At 64.2% G+C, this 15,191-nt stretch carries 14 protein-coding genes; 6 read left to right on the forward strand and 8 right to left on the reverse strand.

Annotation, left to right across the window (positions count from 1 at the left end; translation table 11 throughout):
• The first annotated feature begins 19 nt into the window (after window positions 1-19).
• Genes fliF through GGQ74_RS14575 form a run of 4 tightly spaced genes read left to right on the forward strand, consistent with a single transcriptional unit; the run spans window position 20 to window position 4,719 of the window.
• Complete coding sequence (gene fliF, locus GGQ74_RS14560; protein WP_167942323.1) at window positions 20-1,630, forward strand: flagellar basal-body MS-ring/collar protein FliF; 1,611 nt, start codon at window positions 20-22, stop codon at window positions 1,628-1,630.
• On the forward strand, window positions 1,630-2,625 hold the full coding sequence (gene fliG, locus GGQ74_RS14565; RefSeq protein WP_167942324.1) for a flagellar motor switch protein FliG: 996 nt from the start codon (window positions 1,630-1,632) through the stop codon (window positions 2,623-2,625). Before fliF ends, fliG begins: the two co-directional genes overlap by 1 nt.
• Complete coding sequence (locus tag GGQ74_RS14570) at window positions 2,612-3,343, forward strand: FliH/SctL family protein (protein ID WP_167942325.1); 732 nt, start codon at window positions 2,612-2,614, stop codon at window positions 3,341-3,343. Before fliG ends, GGQ74_RS14570 begins: the two co-directional genes overlap by 14 nt.
• Window positions 3,340-4,719, forward strand: coding sequence for a FliI/YscN family ATPase (locus GGQ74_RS14575; protein WP_167942326.1), 1,380 nt, complete (start codon window positions 3,340-3,342; stop codon window positions 4,717-4,719). Before GGQ74_RS14570 ends, GGQ74_RS14575 begins: the two co-directional genes overlap by 4 nt.
• A gap of 163 nt (window positions 4,720-4,882) precedes the next feature.
• Here GGQ74_RS14575 and ald read toward each other — a convergent pair whose 3' ends face one another.
• The 8 genes from ald to GGQ74_RS14615 form a co-directional block, all read right to left on the reverse strand.
• Window positions 4,883-5,986, reverse strand: coding sequence for an alanine dehydrogenase (ald, locus tag GGQ74_RS14580; protein WP_167942327.1), 1,104 nt, complete (start codon window positions 5,984-5,986; stop codon window positions 4,883-4,885).
• Window positions 5,987-6,093: 107 nt separating this feature from the next.
• On the reverse strand, window positions 6,094-6,576 hold the full coding sequence (locus GGQ74_RS14585) for an Lrp/AsnC family transcriptional regulator (protein ID WP_167942328.1): 483 nt from the start codon (window positions 6,574-6,576) through the stop codon (window positions 6,094-6,096).
• 574 nt (window positions 6,577-7,150) lie between these two features.
• Window positions 7,151-7,396, reverse strand: a complete 246-nt coding sequence (locus GGQ74_RS14590) for a hypothetical protein (protein WP_167942329.1) — start codon at window positions 7,394-7,396, stop codon at window positions 7,151-7,153.
• Between the two features lie 267 nt (window positions 7,397-7,663).
• A complete protein-coding gene (locus tag GGQ74_RS14595; protein WP_167942330.1) occupies window positions 7,664-7,969 on the reverse strand; it encodes a hypothetical protein in 306 nt (101 codons plus the stop codon).
• Between the two features lie 14 nt (window positions 7,970-7,983).
• A complete protein-coding gene (locus GGQ74_RS14600) occupies window positions 7,984-8,604 on the reverse strand; it encodes a hypothetical protein (protein ID WP_167942331.1) in 621 nt (206 codons plus the stop codon).
• Window positions 8,601-9,047 (reverse strand): universal stress protein, encoded by a 447-nt coding sequence (locus GGQ74_RS14605; protein ID WP_167942332.1) that lies wholly within the window; start codon window positions 9,045-9,047, stop codon window positions 8,601-8,603. Before GGQ74_RS14605 ends, GGQ74_RS14600 begins: the two co-directional genes overlap by 4 nt.
• Before the next feature lie 134 nt (window positions 9,048-9,181).
• Complete coding sequence (locus tag GGQ74_RS14610) at window positions 9,182-9,352, reverse strand: hypothetical protein (protein ID WP_167942333.1); 171 nt, start codon at window positions 9,350-9,352, stop codon at window positions 9,182-9,184.
• 9 nt (window positions 9,353-9,361) lie between these two features.
• On the reverse strand, window positions 9,362-11,002 hold the full coding sequence (locus GGQ74_RS14615; RefSeq protein ID WP_167942334.1) for a YeiH family protein: 1,641 nt from the start codon (window positions 11,000-11,002) through the stop codon (window positions 9,362-9,364).
• Window positions 11,003-11,254: 252 nt separating this feature from the next.
• On the opposite strand from GGQ74_RS14615, the gene GGQ74_RS14620 reads away from it, so the two are divergent.
• Together GGQ74_RS14620 and GGQ74_RS14625 are read left to right on the forward strand one after the other, a co-directional pair.
• Window positions 11,255-13,708, forward strand: coding sequence for a c-type heme family protein (locus GGQ74_RS14620; RefSeq protein WP_167942335.1), 2,454 nt, complete (start codon window positions 11,255-11,257; stop codon window positions 13,706-13,708).
• Window positions 13,683-15,092 (forward strand): sigma-54-dependent transcriptional regulator, encoded by a 1,410-nt coding sequence (locus tag GGQ74_RS14625; RefSeq protein WP_167942336.1) that lies wholly within the window; start codon window positions 13,683-13,685, stop codon window positions 15,090-15,092. The genes GGQ74_RS14620 and GGQ74_RS14625 overlap by 26 nt, the downstream gene beginning before the upstream one ends.
• Window positions 15,093-15,191 lie beyond the last annotated feature (99 nt).

Raw genomic sequence — 15,191 nt, forward strand, 5'->3', positions numbered from 1 at the left:
CGTCATCCACGGAGCGACCATGCCCCCGTTTCTGAACGACACACTCGACAGGGCCAAATCCTTCTGGGGAAGGACCACCGTCTCCCAGCGCGTCCTCATCGCCGGGCTGACGGTGACGGTCATCGTCACCTTCTTCCTGCTTATCTTCTGGCTCAACCAGCCCGACTACCGCGTGCTGTACTCGCGCCTGTATCCCGAGGACGCGTCCAGCGTGGTGCAGATGCTCCAGAAGGAAGGCGTGAAGTACAAGCTCGGCGAGAACGGCTCCACCATCATGGTCCCCGCCGATCAGGTCTACGACCTGCGGCTCAAGGTCGCTGGCGAGGGCAAGATCCACGGGCAGGGCATCGGCTTCGAGATTTTCGACGAGGTCAAGGTCGGCCAGACGGACTTCGTGCAGCGCATCAACTACCAGCGCGCCCTGCAGGGCGAACTGGCGCGCACCATCAGCGAGTTCCCACAGGTGGAGCGCGCACGCGTGCATCTGGTCCTGCCGCAGAAGACGCTGTTCCTCGAAGAGAAGTCCGAGCCGTCGGCCTCCGTGGTGATCAAGCTCAAGCAGGGCGAGAAGCTCACCCCCGAGGAAGTCAACGGCATCGTCAATCTGGTGTCCATGGCCGTGGAAGGCCTCTCGACGGAACGCATCACCGTGGCCGACACCAAGGGCGAGATCATCTATTCCCCCAAGGAGTCGTCCGACTCCCTCTCCACCACGCAGCTCGAACAGAAGAACAGCGTGGAGCACGCCCTTGAGCTGCGCATCGAGGAGATGCTGTCTCCGCTGTACGGTCCCGGCCGTGTCATCGCCAAGGTCAACGCCGATCTGGACTTCAGCCGGAAAACGACGCACAAGGAGGAATACGACCCCGAGAGCGCCGTCATCCGCAGCGAACAGCGCAGCGAGGAAACCCAGCAGGGTGCCGCCAACCTCCAGTCCGGCGTTGCCGAACCGAATTTCCGTGGCGACGGCCCGGGCGGCGCGGTCTCCAACCAGCAGGCCACCCGCGAGACCAGAACCACCAACTACGAAATCAACAAGATCGAGCAGGAGATCGTCTCCCCCATCGGCGAGCTGGACCGGCTGACCGTGGCCGTCATCGTCGATGGCGTGTACACCGACGTGCTCGACGCCGATGGCAAGACCACTGGCGAATTCTCCTTTGCCCCGCGCGATGCGCAGGAACTGGCGCGCATCCGTCAGCTCGTTTCCAATGCCGTGGGACTGGACGAGGTGCGCGGCGATACCATAGAGGTATCGAGCATCTCCTTTGGCGGACCGGAACAGGAAATCAGGGCCGACCTCGCGCAGATCATCCTTGAATACGTGCAGCGGCTGGGCAAGCCGTTCCTCAACGGACTGCTGATCTTCCTGTTCCTCGTACTCGTGGTGAGGCCCGTGGTCATGGCCCTCATTCGGCCCAAGACCGAGGTCGAGGGCGTGGAGGGCATCGCCGGACTGCCCGAGGGCGAGGGCCGCATCGCCCTTTCCGAGGGCGAGGAAGAGGAGGAGCTGGAGGCGCTGCGCAAGCTCGATGACATTCGCGCCCACGCCCTGCAACTTTCCGAGCAGAACATGGACGGCGCGATGGCCATCATCAAGACCTGGCTCAAAGAGGAGGCCACCACGTAATGAGCCTTTCCGGACCGCACAAGACAGCCATCCTGCTGCTGGCCATGGGCGAGAAGTTCACCTCCGAGGTGTTCAAGCGGCTCGATCGCACCGAGATCGCCCAGATTTCCAAGGCCATGGTGGAGATGGAGACCATACCCAAGGAGCAGGTGGAAGAGGTGCTTCGCGAGTACCACCACCAGCTCATCCTCAACGCCGAGATGCTCATGGGCGGTCCCGACACCGTCAAGAAGCTGCTCATGAAGAACCTCGACTCCGAGACCGCCAAGTACATCCTCGACGCGCTCGATCTCGACACCGGCCCGGCTCCGTTCCGCGAACTGGAGAACGTCAGCCCGCGCATCCTGTCGCAGATTCTGCGCAACGAGCATCCGCAGACGCTGGCCCTCATCCTCGGCCACCTGCACCCGGATCAGGCCGCCGACCTGTTGCAGGCGCTGCCCGCCGGTGTGCGGCCCGAGATTCTCATGCGTCTGGCCCGGCTGGAGGCCGTGGCCGAGGAAATGCTCCTCGAAGTGGACAAGGTGCTCCAGAGTCAGCTCATCGCCATGGGCGGCAAGGAAGGCAAGAAGGTCGGCGGCGTGCAGGCCGTGGCCGAAATCCTCAACGCCGTGGACCGCGCCACCGAGGAAGAGGTCCTTTCCGAGATCGAGGAGGAATCCTCGCAGATGGCCGAGGACATCCGCAACCTCATGTTCGTGTTCGAGGACATTCGCGCGCTGGACGACCGCTCCATCCGCGAACTGCTCAAGGAGGTCTCCAACGAGGACCTGACCAAGGCCCTCAAGGGGTCTACCGAGGATCTTCAGGAAAAGTTCTTCAAGAACCTGTCGGAACGCGCCGCCACCATGATTCGAGAGGATCTCGAAATCATGGGCCCGGTGCGCCTGTCCGAGGTCGAAAGCTCGCAGCAGAACATCGTCAAGATCGTTCGCAGGCTGGAGAGCGAGGGACGCATCATGATCGGCCGCGGAGGCGGAGATGTCTTTGTCTGACGGACAGGGCAAGCGGCAGGGGCGCATCGTCGTGGGCCTTGGCGGCAACGGCCTCTCGCAGGAGACGCTGGAGCGCATGCAGGGCACCTCGCGCGGGTGGTCGGCGCATACCGAAGAGGAATACATGCGCCGCGTGCAGGAAAAGGCCGCGGACCGTGCCCGCGAGATCGTTGCCGATGCCATGCGCGAGGCGCAGGAGATTCGCGAGCGTGCCTTTCACGAGGGACTGAACGAGGCCGCGGCGCAGTGTCAGGCCCAGCTCGACGCCGCCGTGGACCAGTCTGCCATCACCCTTGCGCAGGCCATGAGCGCCGTGCAGGAAGGCAGCGACGCCATCTGGCAGCGCCACCGTCAGGACATTGTCACTCTCGTTCGCCTTGCGGTGGAGCGCCTTTTGGCCGTGGAACTCGATTCCCGCCGTGAGGAGGTGCTTGCCGCGCTGCTCGATCAGGCCCTTGACGCCATCGACACGCACAAGGGCCTCGTCATCCGCATTCGGCCCGAGGACGAGGAAATCATGCAGGCGCTACTTGAACGCGCCAAGGCCGCGCATCCGGACCTCGAACGCTGGGGACTGCGGGTCGATCCCGCCCTCGCGCAGGGCGGCATGGTCCTCGAAAGCGAGGAGGGCATGGTGGATAATTCCGTGTCCGGGCGCTTCGCGGCCGTTGCACCGGTCTTCGATCAGCTCGGCATCGTCAACGGAGACAACCGGTGAGCCTCGATCCGCGCGGCTGCATAGCCCTGCTTCGCGATACCAACCCCTGCCAGACCTACGGCAAGGTCAGCAAGGTGGTCGGTCTCATCGCCGAAGGGCGCGGCATCAAGGCCCCCCTTGGCGCGGTGTGCGAGCTTTTGCCCGACGGCCGCGCCGAGAACGCCATCTACGCCGAGGTCGTCGGCTTCCGCGAGGGCGCGAGCCTGTTCATGCCCTACGGCGAGATGCGCGGCATCCGGCCCGGCTCCCTTATCCGCAATACGGCTACCCCGCCCCTGTTCCCGGTGGGTCGCAATTTTCTCGGCCGCGCCGTGGACGCCTTCGGCGCGCCCCTCGACAACGGCACGCCCATTGCCCCGGCCGCCTACTATCCTCTCTACGCCAATCCGCTCAACCCGCTGGACCGTCCGCGCATTCAGGAGCCGCTGGACGTGGGCGTGCGCGCCATCAATGGCCTGCTCACTCTCGGCAAGGGGCAGCGCGTGGGCATCATGGCCGGTTCCGGCGTGGGCAAGTCTACCCTCATGGGCATGATGGCCCGCTACACCCGCGCCGACGTCAACGTCATCGCCCTTGTCGGCGAACGCGGCCGTGAGGTGCTGGAATTCATCGAGAAGGATCTCGGTCCCGAGGGTATGGCCCGTTCCGTGCTCGTGGTCGCCACGTCGGACATGAGCCCGCTGGTGCGCATGCGCGCGGCCTACGCCGCCTCGGCCATGGCCGAATACTTTCGCGATCAGGGCAAGGACGTGCTGCTCATGATGGACTCGGTGACCCGCTTCGCCATGGCCGCCCGCGAGGTTGGCCTCGCCGCCGGGGAGCCGCCCACCACGCGCGGCTACACACCGTCGGTCTTCGCCGCGCTGCCGAAACTTCTGGAACGCGCCGGGCGCTCGGTCAACGGCACCATCACCGGCATCTACACCGTGCTCGTGGATGGCGACGACTTCAACGAGCCGGTGGCGGACTCCGTGCGCTCCATCCTCGATGGACACATTGTGCTCACACGCGATCTGGCCGATCAGGGCCACTATCCCGCCATTGATGTGCTGAAAAGCGTGTCCCGTTTGCGTTCCGATGTGACCCCACGCGACATGCTGCGTGTGGGGCAGGACTTTATCCGCCTGCTCGCCACGTACAACCGTGTGGAGGACATGGTGAACATCGGCGCGTACGCGCGCGGTTCCAACGCCGAGATCGACGCGGCCCTCGACATGATCGGTCCCCAGCGGGCCTTTCTGCAGCAGGAAGTGGGCAGCGGATCGACGCTGGAGGAAAGCTTCGCGAATCTCGCCGCGCTCATGGGGGGCGCGGGCAAGCTGGCCCCGGCGCAGGCCCAGAACGCGCGCGCCGGTCGCGGCAACGCCCGGCGCTGAAGCGCATCCGCCAATGCATATTTCAAAGGCCCGTTCCTCTCGTGGGGGAACGGGCCTTTGCATTTTCGGACGCCGAAAAACAGAGCCCCCGGCATAAAGGGGGGTGCCGGGGGCCATGGTGCGGGAGGTATACCGCAAAACAGGGATGATGTGAGAGTACGCTTTAGAGGATGACCTCTGGTGCCGATGCAGGGAGGCCAAAAGCCTCGCCAACGGCGGGGCACGTCAGTGTGCCCTTGTATGTATTCAATCCACCCCGGAGTGCGGCGTCGGCGCGCAGGGCATCAAGGCCGGCGTCGGCGAGCTTGAGCACGTAGGTGATGGTTTGGTTCGTGAGTGCGAACGTGGAGGTGCGGGGCACGGCTCCGGGCATGTTCGTCACGCCGTAATGCACCACGCCATCGATCTCGTAGATCGGGTCGGCATGGGTGGTGGGCTTTATGGTTTCGATGCAGCCGCCCTGATCGATGGCCACGTCCACGATGACCGATCCGGGTTTCATGGTCTTCACCATGTTGGCCGTGACCAGCTTCGGGGCCTTGGCGCCGGGAATGAGTACCGCGCCGATGAGCAGGTCCGCGTACTGCACGGCCTGACGGATGTTGTGCTCCGTCGAGGTCATGGTGATCAGCCGTCCGCCGAACACGTCGTCCATGTACACCAGCCGGTGGTGGTTGATGTCGATCATGGTGACCTGCGCGCCGAGGCCGAGGGCGATCTTGGCTGCGTTGGTGCCGACGATGCCCGCGCCGAGGATAACCACCGCGCCCGGAGACACGCCGGGCACGCCGCCAAGCAGAATGCCGCGTCCGCCCTGCGAGCGCTCCAGATAGCGTGCGCCCACCTGTGCGGCCATGCGGCCAGCCACTTCGCTCATGGGCATGAGTAGCGGCAGGGTGCGGTCCGGAAGCTGGACGGTCTCGTAGGCGATGGCCGTGCAGCCGGAATCGAGCAGTGCCTTGGTCAACGGTTCGTCCGCGGCAAGGTGGAGATAGGTGAAGAGGATCAAATCCTCCCGCAGGTACCCGTACTCGGAGGCGATGGGTTCCTTGACCTTGACCACCAGCTCGGCGGCCCAGGCTTCGGCGGTGCTGACGATGCGTGCGCCGACGGCGGAGTATTCCTCGTCGGTGATGCCGCTGCCGAGACCGGCCCCGCGTTCCACGAGCACCTCGTGGCCACGCTTGGTCAGGCTCTTCACGCCGCCGGGGGTCATTGCGACCCGGTTCTCCAACGTTTTGACTTCCTTGGGGACACCGATGATCATGGGCACAATCCTCGTGTTGGATGTTGGCTCATTTCCGCCTTGGGGCGGAACCGGTAACGATAAGGCGCGCGGGCGGAACCCGTTTGCTCCGTCCACGCTCGTCTTCGCTATCTTTCCCCGCTGTCCCGTGCGCCTTGCGGCAGCAGTATCCACTTGCGACGGGCCTGCATCACCACGAAGGACTCCGTGTTGGTGATGCCGCCGATCTGGGACAGCTCTTCATTTATGAAGTGATAGAGGTCGTCTATGCCGTCGGTGAGTACGATTTCGACCAGCAGGTCGTAGCGGCCGGTAATTACGGCCACCCAGTTCACCTTCTCCAGCTTCGATATCTGCTCCATCTTCCGGTCAAGCTTGTTGTGGCTCTCCACGCATAGGCCCACAAGCGCCACCGTCAGCCCCTTCACGCGGAAGGGATCGACCAGCGCGGCCACGCGCAGCATTCCGGAAGTGATGAGATTCTTGAGTCTCGAACGAATCGTCGGGCCGGTCACGCCGAGACGCTCGGCAAGCCTGCCCGTCGACTGCTGGCCGTCTTCGGTCAGCGCCGCTACGAGTCTGGCGTCCGTCTGGTCGAGCTGTCTCTTCATGTGTTGTGTTCCGCTTCTCTCCCCGTCAGGGGTGATGTGAAAATTCATGATGCAGGAATTTTCCGATTCGTCAATTCGCGAAGCAGTAAATATCGAATTCGCAAATTATCTGTCAATGTTTTTTCTCGGTGCCCCAGCGCCATTACAGCGTGACGTCTTTGCGATGATGCGCGCGGCCGCAGGGCCTGCGGCGCACTGCGATACGTGTGGCGCGGGTGGGGAAGCGGTATGATGGGCTGGGGCGGATTTCGCGCAGTGGCTGGGGCGTATCGTTCATTGACAGGCGCAAGCCGTAGGCTCCGCCGGCCAAGGGGCCGCCGGCCCCCTGGACCCCCGACATGGGGACAGCGGCAAAGCCGGAACGCACGCAATGGGGACGCGGACAATCGCCTATTCGGGGATCCAAGGGAGCCGCGCTCCCTTGGCCGCCGGAGGCCGCGTCTTGCATCGGGCCGCGAACGACAACGTCCATTCACGGCACCCCCTTCGCCGCGCGGAACGCAAAAAAGCCCCCGGCCTTGCGGCCGGGGGCGTGTCGTGTGCGTTCATCTGCTATGTTGAGACGGCGTACCGTCTAGAAATCGTACCAGGGCCAATCCTGTTCCTGACGCATTTCCCGCAGGGACATGGCGTCCTTGTTCTTCTTGCGGCGGCGGGATTCGGAAACCCGGGTGGTTCCGAGCTTTCCGCGAAGGCGCATGGCCTCGTCGTCGCTCAGTTCGCCGGTGATCCTCTTGATGTGGGGTGCCTGCTCGCTGTGCCAGCGGAGCAGCTTCATGCCAATGCGCCGTCTGTCTGCAAGTCTTTCCCTATCGATCATGGGTCCTCCTTGTCCGTTAGCTGTTGAACCATTGGAACCCTTTCCCGTTAGCTTCAAGATAGGAATCCCCACGGGAATTGTCTATGTCCGAACATCCCGTTCTGACACGATTATTCCTATCGGCATGCGTGCAGCCCGTCGGCCGATGGCGCAATCTCCACCGCTTGCGATTTTCCTCACAAAAAGACGCACCGACGGCATTGGAAAATGCCGACGGCGCGTCGTATTATCCCGCGTCATCGAAAAAGGGCTTTGGCCCGATCCCGCCTAGAATCCTCCGGCGCTGCGAAAGCGCGACTCGCGATAACTCAGGAAATCATGCCGCCGCCATGTGGCGTAGATGCCCGCCGCAACAAGGGCCGCGCAGGCGACGGCGACAAGCCCCGGACTGTCCCAGACGACATGCGCCCGCCATTCCCCGCCCGGCAGCACTGCCGTGCGCACGAACAGGCCCGGCCACGAGCGCCCCTGCCCGAGAAGCTGATAGACGATCACCGGCATGGAGCCGACGTAGCACACGGCACACAGCGACCACAGGAAATGGCGCATCCAGTTGCGTAGGACAGGACCCATGCTCACCCTCCCGGTCAGAATTTCAGATACAGCCAGTAGCCCAGCCCAAGGGCCACGATGAGAATCATCTCGATTACGGTGAACTTGACGAGAAACAGGCTTACGCGGCGCTGCTGCGGCGTCATGGTCAGCCAGCAGCGGCGCATGAATAGCCGCCAGAACGCGCCGGATAGGCCGCAGGCACCGCATACGCGCAGATACTCGCGCAGGCTACGCAGCCAGAAGAACGCCCACTTGCCACGAAACTCGGCGGGCACGTTGGCTTGCATGGGCGGCTCGCCGGAGCTGGTGAACAGCGTGTTCGCCCCGTCGGCATGGGAGCGGGCCATGAGCGCCACGCCAAGCGGCTCGATCTCCGCCACCCACGAGACGTGGTTCGCGTGCATGCGGATGCGCACTGTGAGCGGCTCGTCCAGCAGATGGTCGTGGACATCGAGCGTCTCGCCGTCGCACCGCGCGATTTCCCAGTGGGGATTGAGGCGGGCCAGCGTCTCTGGCGTGAGCGCGGTCCAGAATTCCGGGGCCCACGGCAGGTTGACCTCGGTCCATGTCGCGTCGCTGCGCATGAGGCGATCCATCATGTCCCGAAACTGTTGGCCGGACGTGTCCATCATCCAGCGAGAATACACGTTCACGGAGCCACCAGCAACGGACAGGGTAATTCGGGGTGCAAGAGCCTGTCGTCCAGCCGCGCCCGAAAGCCGGGAGCCTGCCGCTGCTGTCGCGTTCCGACCACAATGAGATCCGCTCCTGTTTCGCGGGCGGCGTCGGTTATGGATTGCTCCAGAGGCCCCACCCGCCGCACGAACGCGGGATCGAGCGGGGCGATCTGTTCGCGGATGCGTTCCCACACGGCGCGCATCTCGCGGTCTATCTCGGCCTCCACGTAGTCCGCGAAATGGTTGCGTGTGGCGGAGGAATTGAGCCAGTCGTCCCCGGTCATGAGGCTCCAGTCCGCGTTGACCACGGAAAGCACGGTAAGCCGCGCTCCCCAGTCCCCGGCCAGCCGCGCGGCGAGCTGTTCTGCCCGCTGCGCGCCGGGGGTGCCATGTGTTGCCACGAGGATGTTTGCGAACATGTTTCCTTCGGTGTGTTTCGCCGTGCCCCGGCCCGCGTGTTCACGGGCCGGGGCGGCGGATGAGGGAGGGCCTGTGCGGACCGGCGGGTCCGCGTCGGCATGCGGAGGACGCCGCGCCGTCGCGCGGCCATCCACTACGCCAACCATTTGGTGAACAGCAGGACGAAGAAGACCACCACGAGCACGAAGCCGAGGGCCGTCAGGTCCTCGTTGCGCTCGGAAGCGAACACCGACAGGGCGCGCTCCTCGTTGGAGGACTGCTCGTCACGCTGCACGTCGCAATTTTCCACTCTCACTTCGGACATGGGTTCCTCCTACTTGAGCACGACTTCCTTGACGAACAGGATGACCACCAGGAATGACAGCGTGGCCTTGGTCACGCCGGAGATGAGGCCGATGGCCAGCGGCCAACTGCCCGCCTGCGCGATGGCCTTGCGCGTGATCTGCATGCCGAGGCCGATGAGCCCGTAGGCGAAGAACCACATCATGGCGTCTGTCAGCGCGACGATGGTCTTGGACTTCTTGTGGACCTGCTTCACGGCGTGATTCACGGCGGACTTGAGTTCCGCGGAAATGGCGATTTCCTTGCCCTTGGCGCGGGCGAGGATGGACTCCAGCGCATCCATGCGCTTTCTGGCCGTGGTGTCGTACACGGCGCTGTTGTCCTTGTCTGCGAAGTTTCCGGCCAACTGCCGCTGGTGGGCGAGGTCCGAAAGGGCCTCGGCCTCCTCCATGTGTAGACCGGGCACGCCCTGCGCCACGGCACCCTTCACCACCTCCAGCTCCTCAGGAGTCACCTCGGTGCGCTGGCTGTAGCTGAAGTCGAGATACTTGCCCTTGTAGTGGCTGGGCGGGCTGAACAGGCCGACGGACGACATGAGGAACAGCAGCAGGAAGCCGAGGATGAACAGTGGGAACTTGTCGATGACCACTTCCTTGAAGCTGAGCTTCTGTCCGACCTCGCGGCCATACCACATGGCCAGCACCAGCACGATGACCGGCAGGAAGAGCACGCGGGTGATGTTGAAGATCTCGCCGACCTTGAGGGTCTTGATGTCCACGGCGTTGTAGGCCAAGCAGGCCGCCGCCACCTGTGCGGAATTGAGGATGCCCGTGCCCGCCCACGCGCCGAACTGGGTGGGCGTCATGCCCACGATCTTGCCAATGGTGGGGAAGGCAAACATGCACAGCACGCCGAAGCCGAGGATGGTGCCGATGGTGTAGGCCATCTCCGAGCACCGCGCGCGCACCACCGGCGCGCAGGCCACGGTGGCCGACACGCCGCACACGCCCATGCCCGCCGAAAGCACGCCGCTCATGGACTTGGGCTGGTTGAAGATGCGCCCCAGCCACAGCACCATAAACACCGTGCCCAGCACGAAGAAGCCGATCATCCACACGGAGGTCATGCCCAGCTTGGCCAGTTCCGCGAAGGAGTAGCGCGCGCCGAGCAGGATGACGCCCATCTTGAGCACGAAGCGCGCCGTCTTTACGCCCGAGGCCGCGAAGTGCGGGATGCCCCACGTGTTGGTGATGATGATGCCCACGAGGATGCCGAGCACCACGTAGTTGAGGTTCAGGACCTTGTACATGGAGAAGCCGAATGCCCCCTCAAGCCCCTTGGACGCGATAACCACCAGCGGTTCGGCGAACCAGCGGATGGTCATGGCCAGCAGGACGATGAACAGGATGCCGGGGATGGTGTTGATGACGAAGGTGTCGAAGTTGGTGATCGCCTTGTCCCGGCGCGCGTTGAGCAGCACTCCCGTCACCACGCCGAGAATGCCGCCCACGTAGCCGAGGATGACCATCGTATCCATTTCCTTGTGAACGTGCAGGTATTTCAGCGCATCGGTCACCGCGCCGGACTGCACGAGCGCGGCATAGGCCAGCATGATCACGCTGACAATCCATACCGGCGCACATCCTGGACGATCCAGCTCTCCATGTGCCATGTTCGCCTCCAGTTTTGCATTGGAACGTGTTGATACGACACCGACATTGCAGGCAATCTTTGTGCCATTGTTGCGGTTGACCATTCTTGCCCACGCAACGGTCGTTTTGAACAATTGTCGTCGTCACGAAATGCAAACTTCGGAAAGCACCTGTAAACTCAAGGACGCACCGCCCCTTGCGCCGACGGCCTATCCCGACTAGTGTGCCATGCACAGGACCATGCCCGACGCACCGCGCGGGTACATCACACCATGCGAGTCACGAAACCGACCAAACTCCAGACGCGCTTCCTCATAGGCCTCGCGGGCATCGCCCTCGGCGGCGGCCTGCTCTTTGCCTGCGGCCTGTATTTCCATCTGCGTTCGCTCCTTGAGACGGAGGTCGCCAGCAAGGCGGAACTGATGCTCAATCAGGTGGAGGCGGTGCGCACCTATGTCCGCTCCACCCTGCGGCCCACCATGTACCGCGTGCTGCCCAAGGATCAGTTCATCATCGAGGCCATGAGCACGTCCTACATCTCGCGCAAGGTGATGGACGGTATGGCCTCAGGAGACGTGACGCCCCACAACTACCGCCGCGTGGCCATAAACGCCCGCAATCCGCACTACGAGGCCAACAAGCGCGAGATCGAACTCATCCGCTACTTCCGCGAACATCCGAGCGCCACGACCTTCTCGCGTTTCGACACCATCGCCGGGCAGCAGTTCTACATCACCGCGCGCCCGGTCACCTTCGTGACCTCGTGCATGAACTGCCACGGCTCGCCGGACAAGGCCCCCCGCGAACTCATCGAACGCTACGGCAGCCAGCGCGGCTTCGGCCACGAGGCGGATGTGGTGGCTGGCGTGACGTCCGTCACCCTGCCCGTGGGTAGCGCCCTCTCACGCATCCGCGGGGCCACGCTCGGCTATATCTCGCTGGCCGTGGCTGGTGCGCTGCTCTTTTTCGGCATCGTCAATGTGCTTTTCAATCGCGTGGTGGTCCACAACCTGCGCCGCCTCACCGACGTGCTCGGGCATCACTTCACCGAGCAGGCCGATACCGATGTGTTGGACCGGCTCGGCAAGGGCGACGAGATTGAGGACGTCATGCACGGCGTGGAGGAACTGGCCGCGCACCTCAGCACCGCCCGGCGCGAGCTGGAGCACTACGCCGTGAACCTGCGGCGCATGGTGGACGACCGCACGGCGGACCTCTCCCTCGAAGCCATGGAGCGCCGCACGGACGTCATGCTCTTCGTGAGTCTGCTCGACACGCTTAATGTCAGCCACACCCGCCGCGAACTCATCGAGGCCTCGCTGCCGCGCATCGGCCAGCGGTTCAAGGCGCGCAGGGCCGCCTTCATTTGCACGCTGGCATCCCAGAATTTCTACTCGTGGCCCGTGCCCGACGTCCGCCCGCCACTGCCGGACGACTGGCAGCGCATCGTCGCCTCGGGCGAGGCACTCGTCTTCCACGACCGCGCCTACGTGCCCGTGCGTTCCTCGGACCACACCGTGGAGGGCTACCTGTACCTCGAAACCGGCGACAACGCGGAGATCGAACCCGGTCAGGTGCGCGACGTGCTTGTGGCTCTCGGCCAGCAGCTCGGCATCGCCATGGAGAATCTCAACGCGCTGGACACGCTGCTCACCCAGAACGACCTGCTCGGCTCCATCTTCGAGGGCATCGCGGACCCACTGCTGCTCATGGATGGCGGGTGCCGCGTGGTGCTTGCCAATCAGGCCGCGCGGGTGCTCGGCGCGTCGCAGGCCGACGAGGGCATCGACGCCGCGCCGCGTCTTCTGGGCCTCGACCCCAACAACGGATCGGGCTGCCCCTTGCAGAGCGTTCTCGGCCGGGGCACGCCTCTGTCCTACGAGGAGGAAATCCCCGGTGGGCGGACCTTCCAGGTTTCGGTCTATCCCGTGCGCGGGGGGCAGAACCGCGACGGGCGCGCCGTCGTCTACGCGCGCGAGGTTACGGCCGAAAAGCTCATGCTCACGCGCATGCAGCACAACGAGAAGCTCGTCACCGTGGGCAAGCTGGCCGCCGGACTCGCCCACGAGATCAACAATCCGCTCGGCATCATCGCCTGCTACGCGGAACTGTTGCGCTCCGCCGCGGGGGGGGACCAGCAGCGCGCCGACCTCGATGTCATCCTGCGCCATACGCGGCAGGCCCAGCGCGTGCTCCAGGAACTTTTGAACTTCGCCCGCCCGCGCAAGGCGTCCGACGGTCCCTGCGATCCCGGCGATGTGCTACGCATGGTGTGCGACGTGTTCGCCGTGCAGGCCGAGGCACGTCACGTCAACCTGACCACCGAGTTGCCCGTGGCCCTGCCGCTTATCAAGGCGGACCCCGCGTCTCTCGAACAGATTCTCTCGAACCTCTTGCTCAACGCCCTCGACGCCGTGGCCCGCGATACCGGGCAGGTCCACCTGCGCGCCGTGCACGATGCCACCCGCTGCGAAGTGCTCATCATCGTTGCCGACAACGGTCCCGGCATCCCGCGCGAGAACCTCGGCCGCATTTTCGACCCCTTCTTCACCACCAAGGACGTGGGCCGGGGAACGGGCCTCGGACTGGCCGTGGTCTACGGCCTCGTACGCGAGATGGGTGCCACCATCGACGTCGAAAATCGCGATGGCGCACAGTTCACGCTCACTTTCCCCGTTCCGGAGGATACGGATGCAACAGATGCAGATACACAACGCCCAGCCTGAGGCGATACTCATCGTCGACGATCAGGAAGATTTCGCGCGCGGCCTCGCCCGCCTGCTCAAGCGCGAGTTCCCCGACGTCGCCACCCGCACCGCCACCAGCGGGGACGAAGCGCTGGACATCCTCTCCCGCGAACGTGTGTCGCTCATGTTCTCGGACCTGCGCATGCCCGGCATCGGCGGCATTGAACTCCTGCGGCAGGCCCTTGCCGCGGAGCCGAATCTCTCCGTGGTCATGCTCACGGGGTACGGCTCCATCGAATCCGCCGTGGAGGCCCTCAAGGCCGGAGCCTACGATTTCCTGACCAAGCCCGTGGAGCCGGACGCACTCTTCCGCGCCACGGCAAAGGGGCTCGAACGCGCCCGTCTGCTCGGAGAGAACTCGCGCTTGCGCGAGCTCATGGCCAAAAGCGAACTCGGGACGGCCCTCATCGGCGAATCCGCGCCCATGAAGCGGCTCAAGGAGACCATCGCCGCTGTCGCCGCCAGCGACTACACCGTGCTCATCACCGGCGAATCCGGCACCGGCAAGGAAATGGTCGCCCGCGCCGTGCAGTCCGTGTCCGCCCGTGCCGCAAAGTCCTTTCTTCAGGTCAATTGTCCCGCCATTCCGGAGCAGCTTCTCGAAAGTGAACTCTTCGGGCACGTCAAGGGCGCGTTCACCGGTGCCGACCGCTCCCGCAAAGGGCTCTTCGTCGCAGCCGACGGCGGAACCCTGCTCCTCGACGAAATCGGCGACATTCCCATGAACATCCAGACCAAGCTCCTGCGCGTGCTTCAGGAGCGCGAAGTCCGTCCCGTTGGCTCCAGCGCCTCCGTGCGTGTGGACGTGCGCATTCTCGCCTCCACCAATCAGGACCTCGAACGCAAGATGCGCGAAGGGCTCTTCCGCGAAGACCTCTTCTATCGTCTCAACGTCCTCAACGTGCATGTCCCCGCCCTCAACCGCCGCACCGAGGACATTCCGCTCCTCGCCCACCATTTCCTCTCGCAGGCTTGCCGCGAAATGCGCCTCATGCCCAAGGAGATCGCTCCGGAAGTTCTTGCGTGGCTCACCAGCCGTCCGTGGCCGGGAAACGTCCGCGAAATGCAGAACTTCATGCGTCGACTCGCCGTGTTTTCGCAGGGTGACGTCATCGATCTCGCCCTCGTTCGTCTTGCCGAGGCCCGGCCCGACGCCGAACCCGCCGACGACAGCCTCCCCCCGTACAAGGACGCCAAGTCCCGCGTCATGGACGAATTCACCCGCAACTACGTCACCGAACTGCTGCGCAAGACCGCCGGAAACATCTCCGAAGCGGCCCGCGTCTCCGGCCTCGAACGCGTTTCCCTTCAGAAGATCCTCCGCCGCCTCGATATCGACGCCGAACGCTACCGCCGCGCGTAGCCGCCACTTCGGGCGCTACGCGGAGGGTGGAGAAGAGAATGCCTCTGGCGGCCGGGGCTTTGCCCCGGACCCCAGTCAAGGAAATGATTTCCTTGACAA

The sequence above is a fragment of the Desulfobaculum xiamenense genome (genome assembly GCF_011927665.1).
Taxonomy (GTDB): domain Bacteria; phylum Desulfobacterota; class Desulfovibrionia; order Desulfovibrionales; family Desulfovibrionaceae; genus Desulfobaculum; species Desulfobaculum xiamenense.

Bases quoted from the DNA above. Each gene is read 5' to 3' on its own strand.
- GGQ74_RS14605 (WP_167942332.1), bottom strand. From the start codon at position 9,047: ATGTTCGCAAACATCCTCGTGGCAACACATGGCACCCCCGGCGCGCAG.
- GGQ74_RS14615 (WP_167942334.1), bottom strand. From the start codon at position 11,002: ATGGCACATGGAGAGCTGGATCGTCCAGGATGTGCGCCGGTATGGATT.
- GGQ74_RS14620 (WP_167942335.1), top strand. From the start codon at position 11,255: ATGCGAGTCACGAAACCGACCAAACTCCAGACGCGCTTCCTCATAGGC.
- GGQ74_RS14625 (WP_167942336.1), top strand. From the start codon at position 13,683: ATGCAGATACACAACGCCCAGCCTGAGGCGATACTCATCGTCGACGAT.
- GGQ74_RS14585 (WP_167942328.1), bottom strand. From the start codon at position 6,576: ATGAAGAGACAGCTCGACCAGACGGACGCCAGACTCGTAGCGGCGCTG.
- GGQ74_RS14595 (WP_167942330.1), bottom strand. From the start codon at position 7,969: ATGGGTCCTGTCCTACGCAACTGGATGCGCCATTTCCTGTGGTCGCTG.
- fliF (WP_167942323.1), top strand. From the start codon at position 20: ATGCCCCCGTTTCTGAACGACACACTCGACAGGGCCAAATCCTTCTGG.
- ald (WP_167942327.1), bottom strand. From the start codon at position 5,986: ATGATCATCGGTGTCCCCAAGGAAGTCAAAACGTTGGAGAACCGGGTC.
- GGQ74_RS14570 (WP_167942325.1), top strand. From the start codon at position 2,612: ATGTCTTTGTCTGACGGACAGGGCAAGCGGCAGGGGCGCATCGTCGTG.
- GGQ74_RS14590 (WP_167942329.1), bottom strand. From the start codon at position 7,396: ATGATCGATAGGGAAAGACTTGCAGACAGACGGCGCATTGGCATGAAG.
- GGQ74_RS14610 (WP_167942333.1), bottom strand. From the start codon at position 9,352: ATGTCCGAAGTGAGAGTGGAAAATTGCGACGTGCAGCGTGACGAGCAG.
- fliG (WP_167942324.1), top strand. From the start codon at position 1,630: ATGAGCCTTTCCGGACCGCACAAGACAGCCATCCTGCTGCTGGCCATG.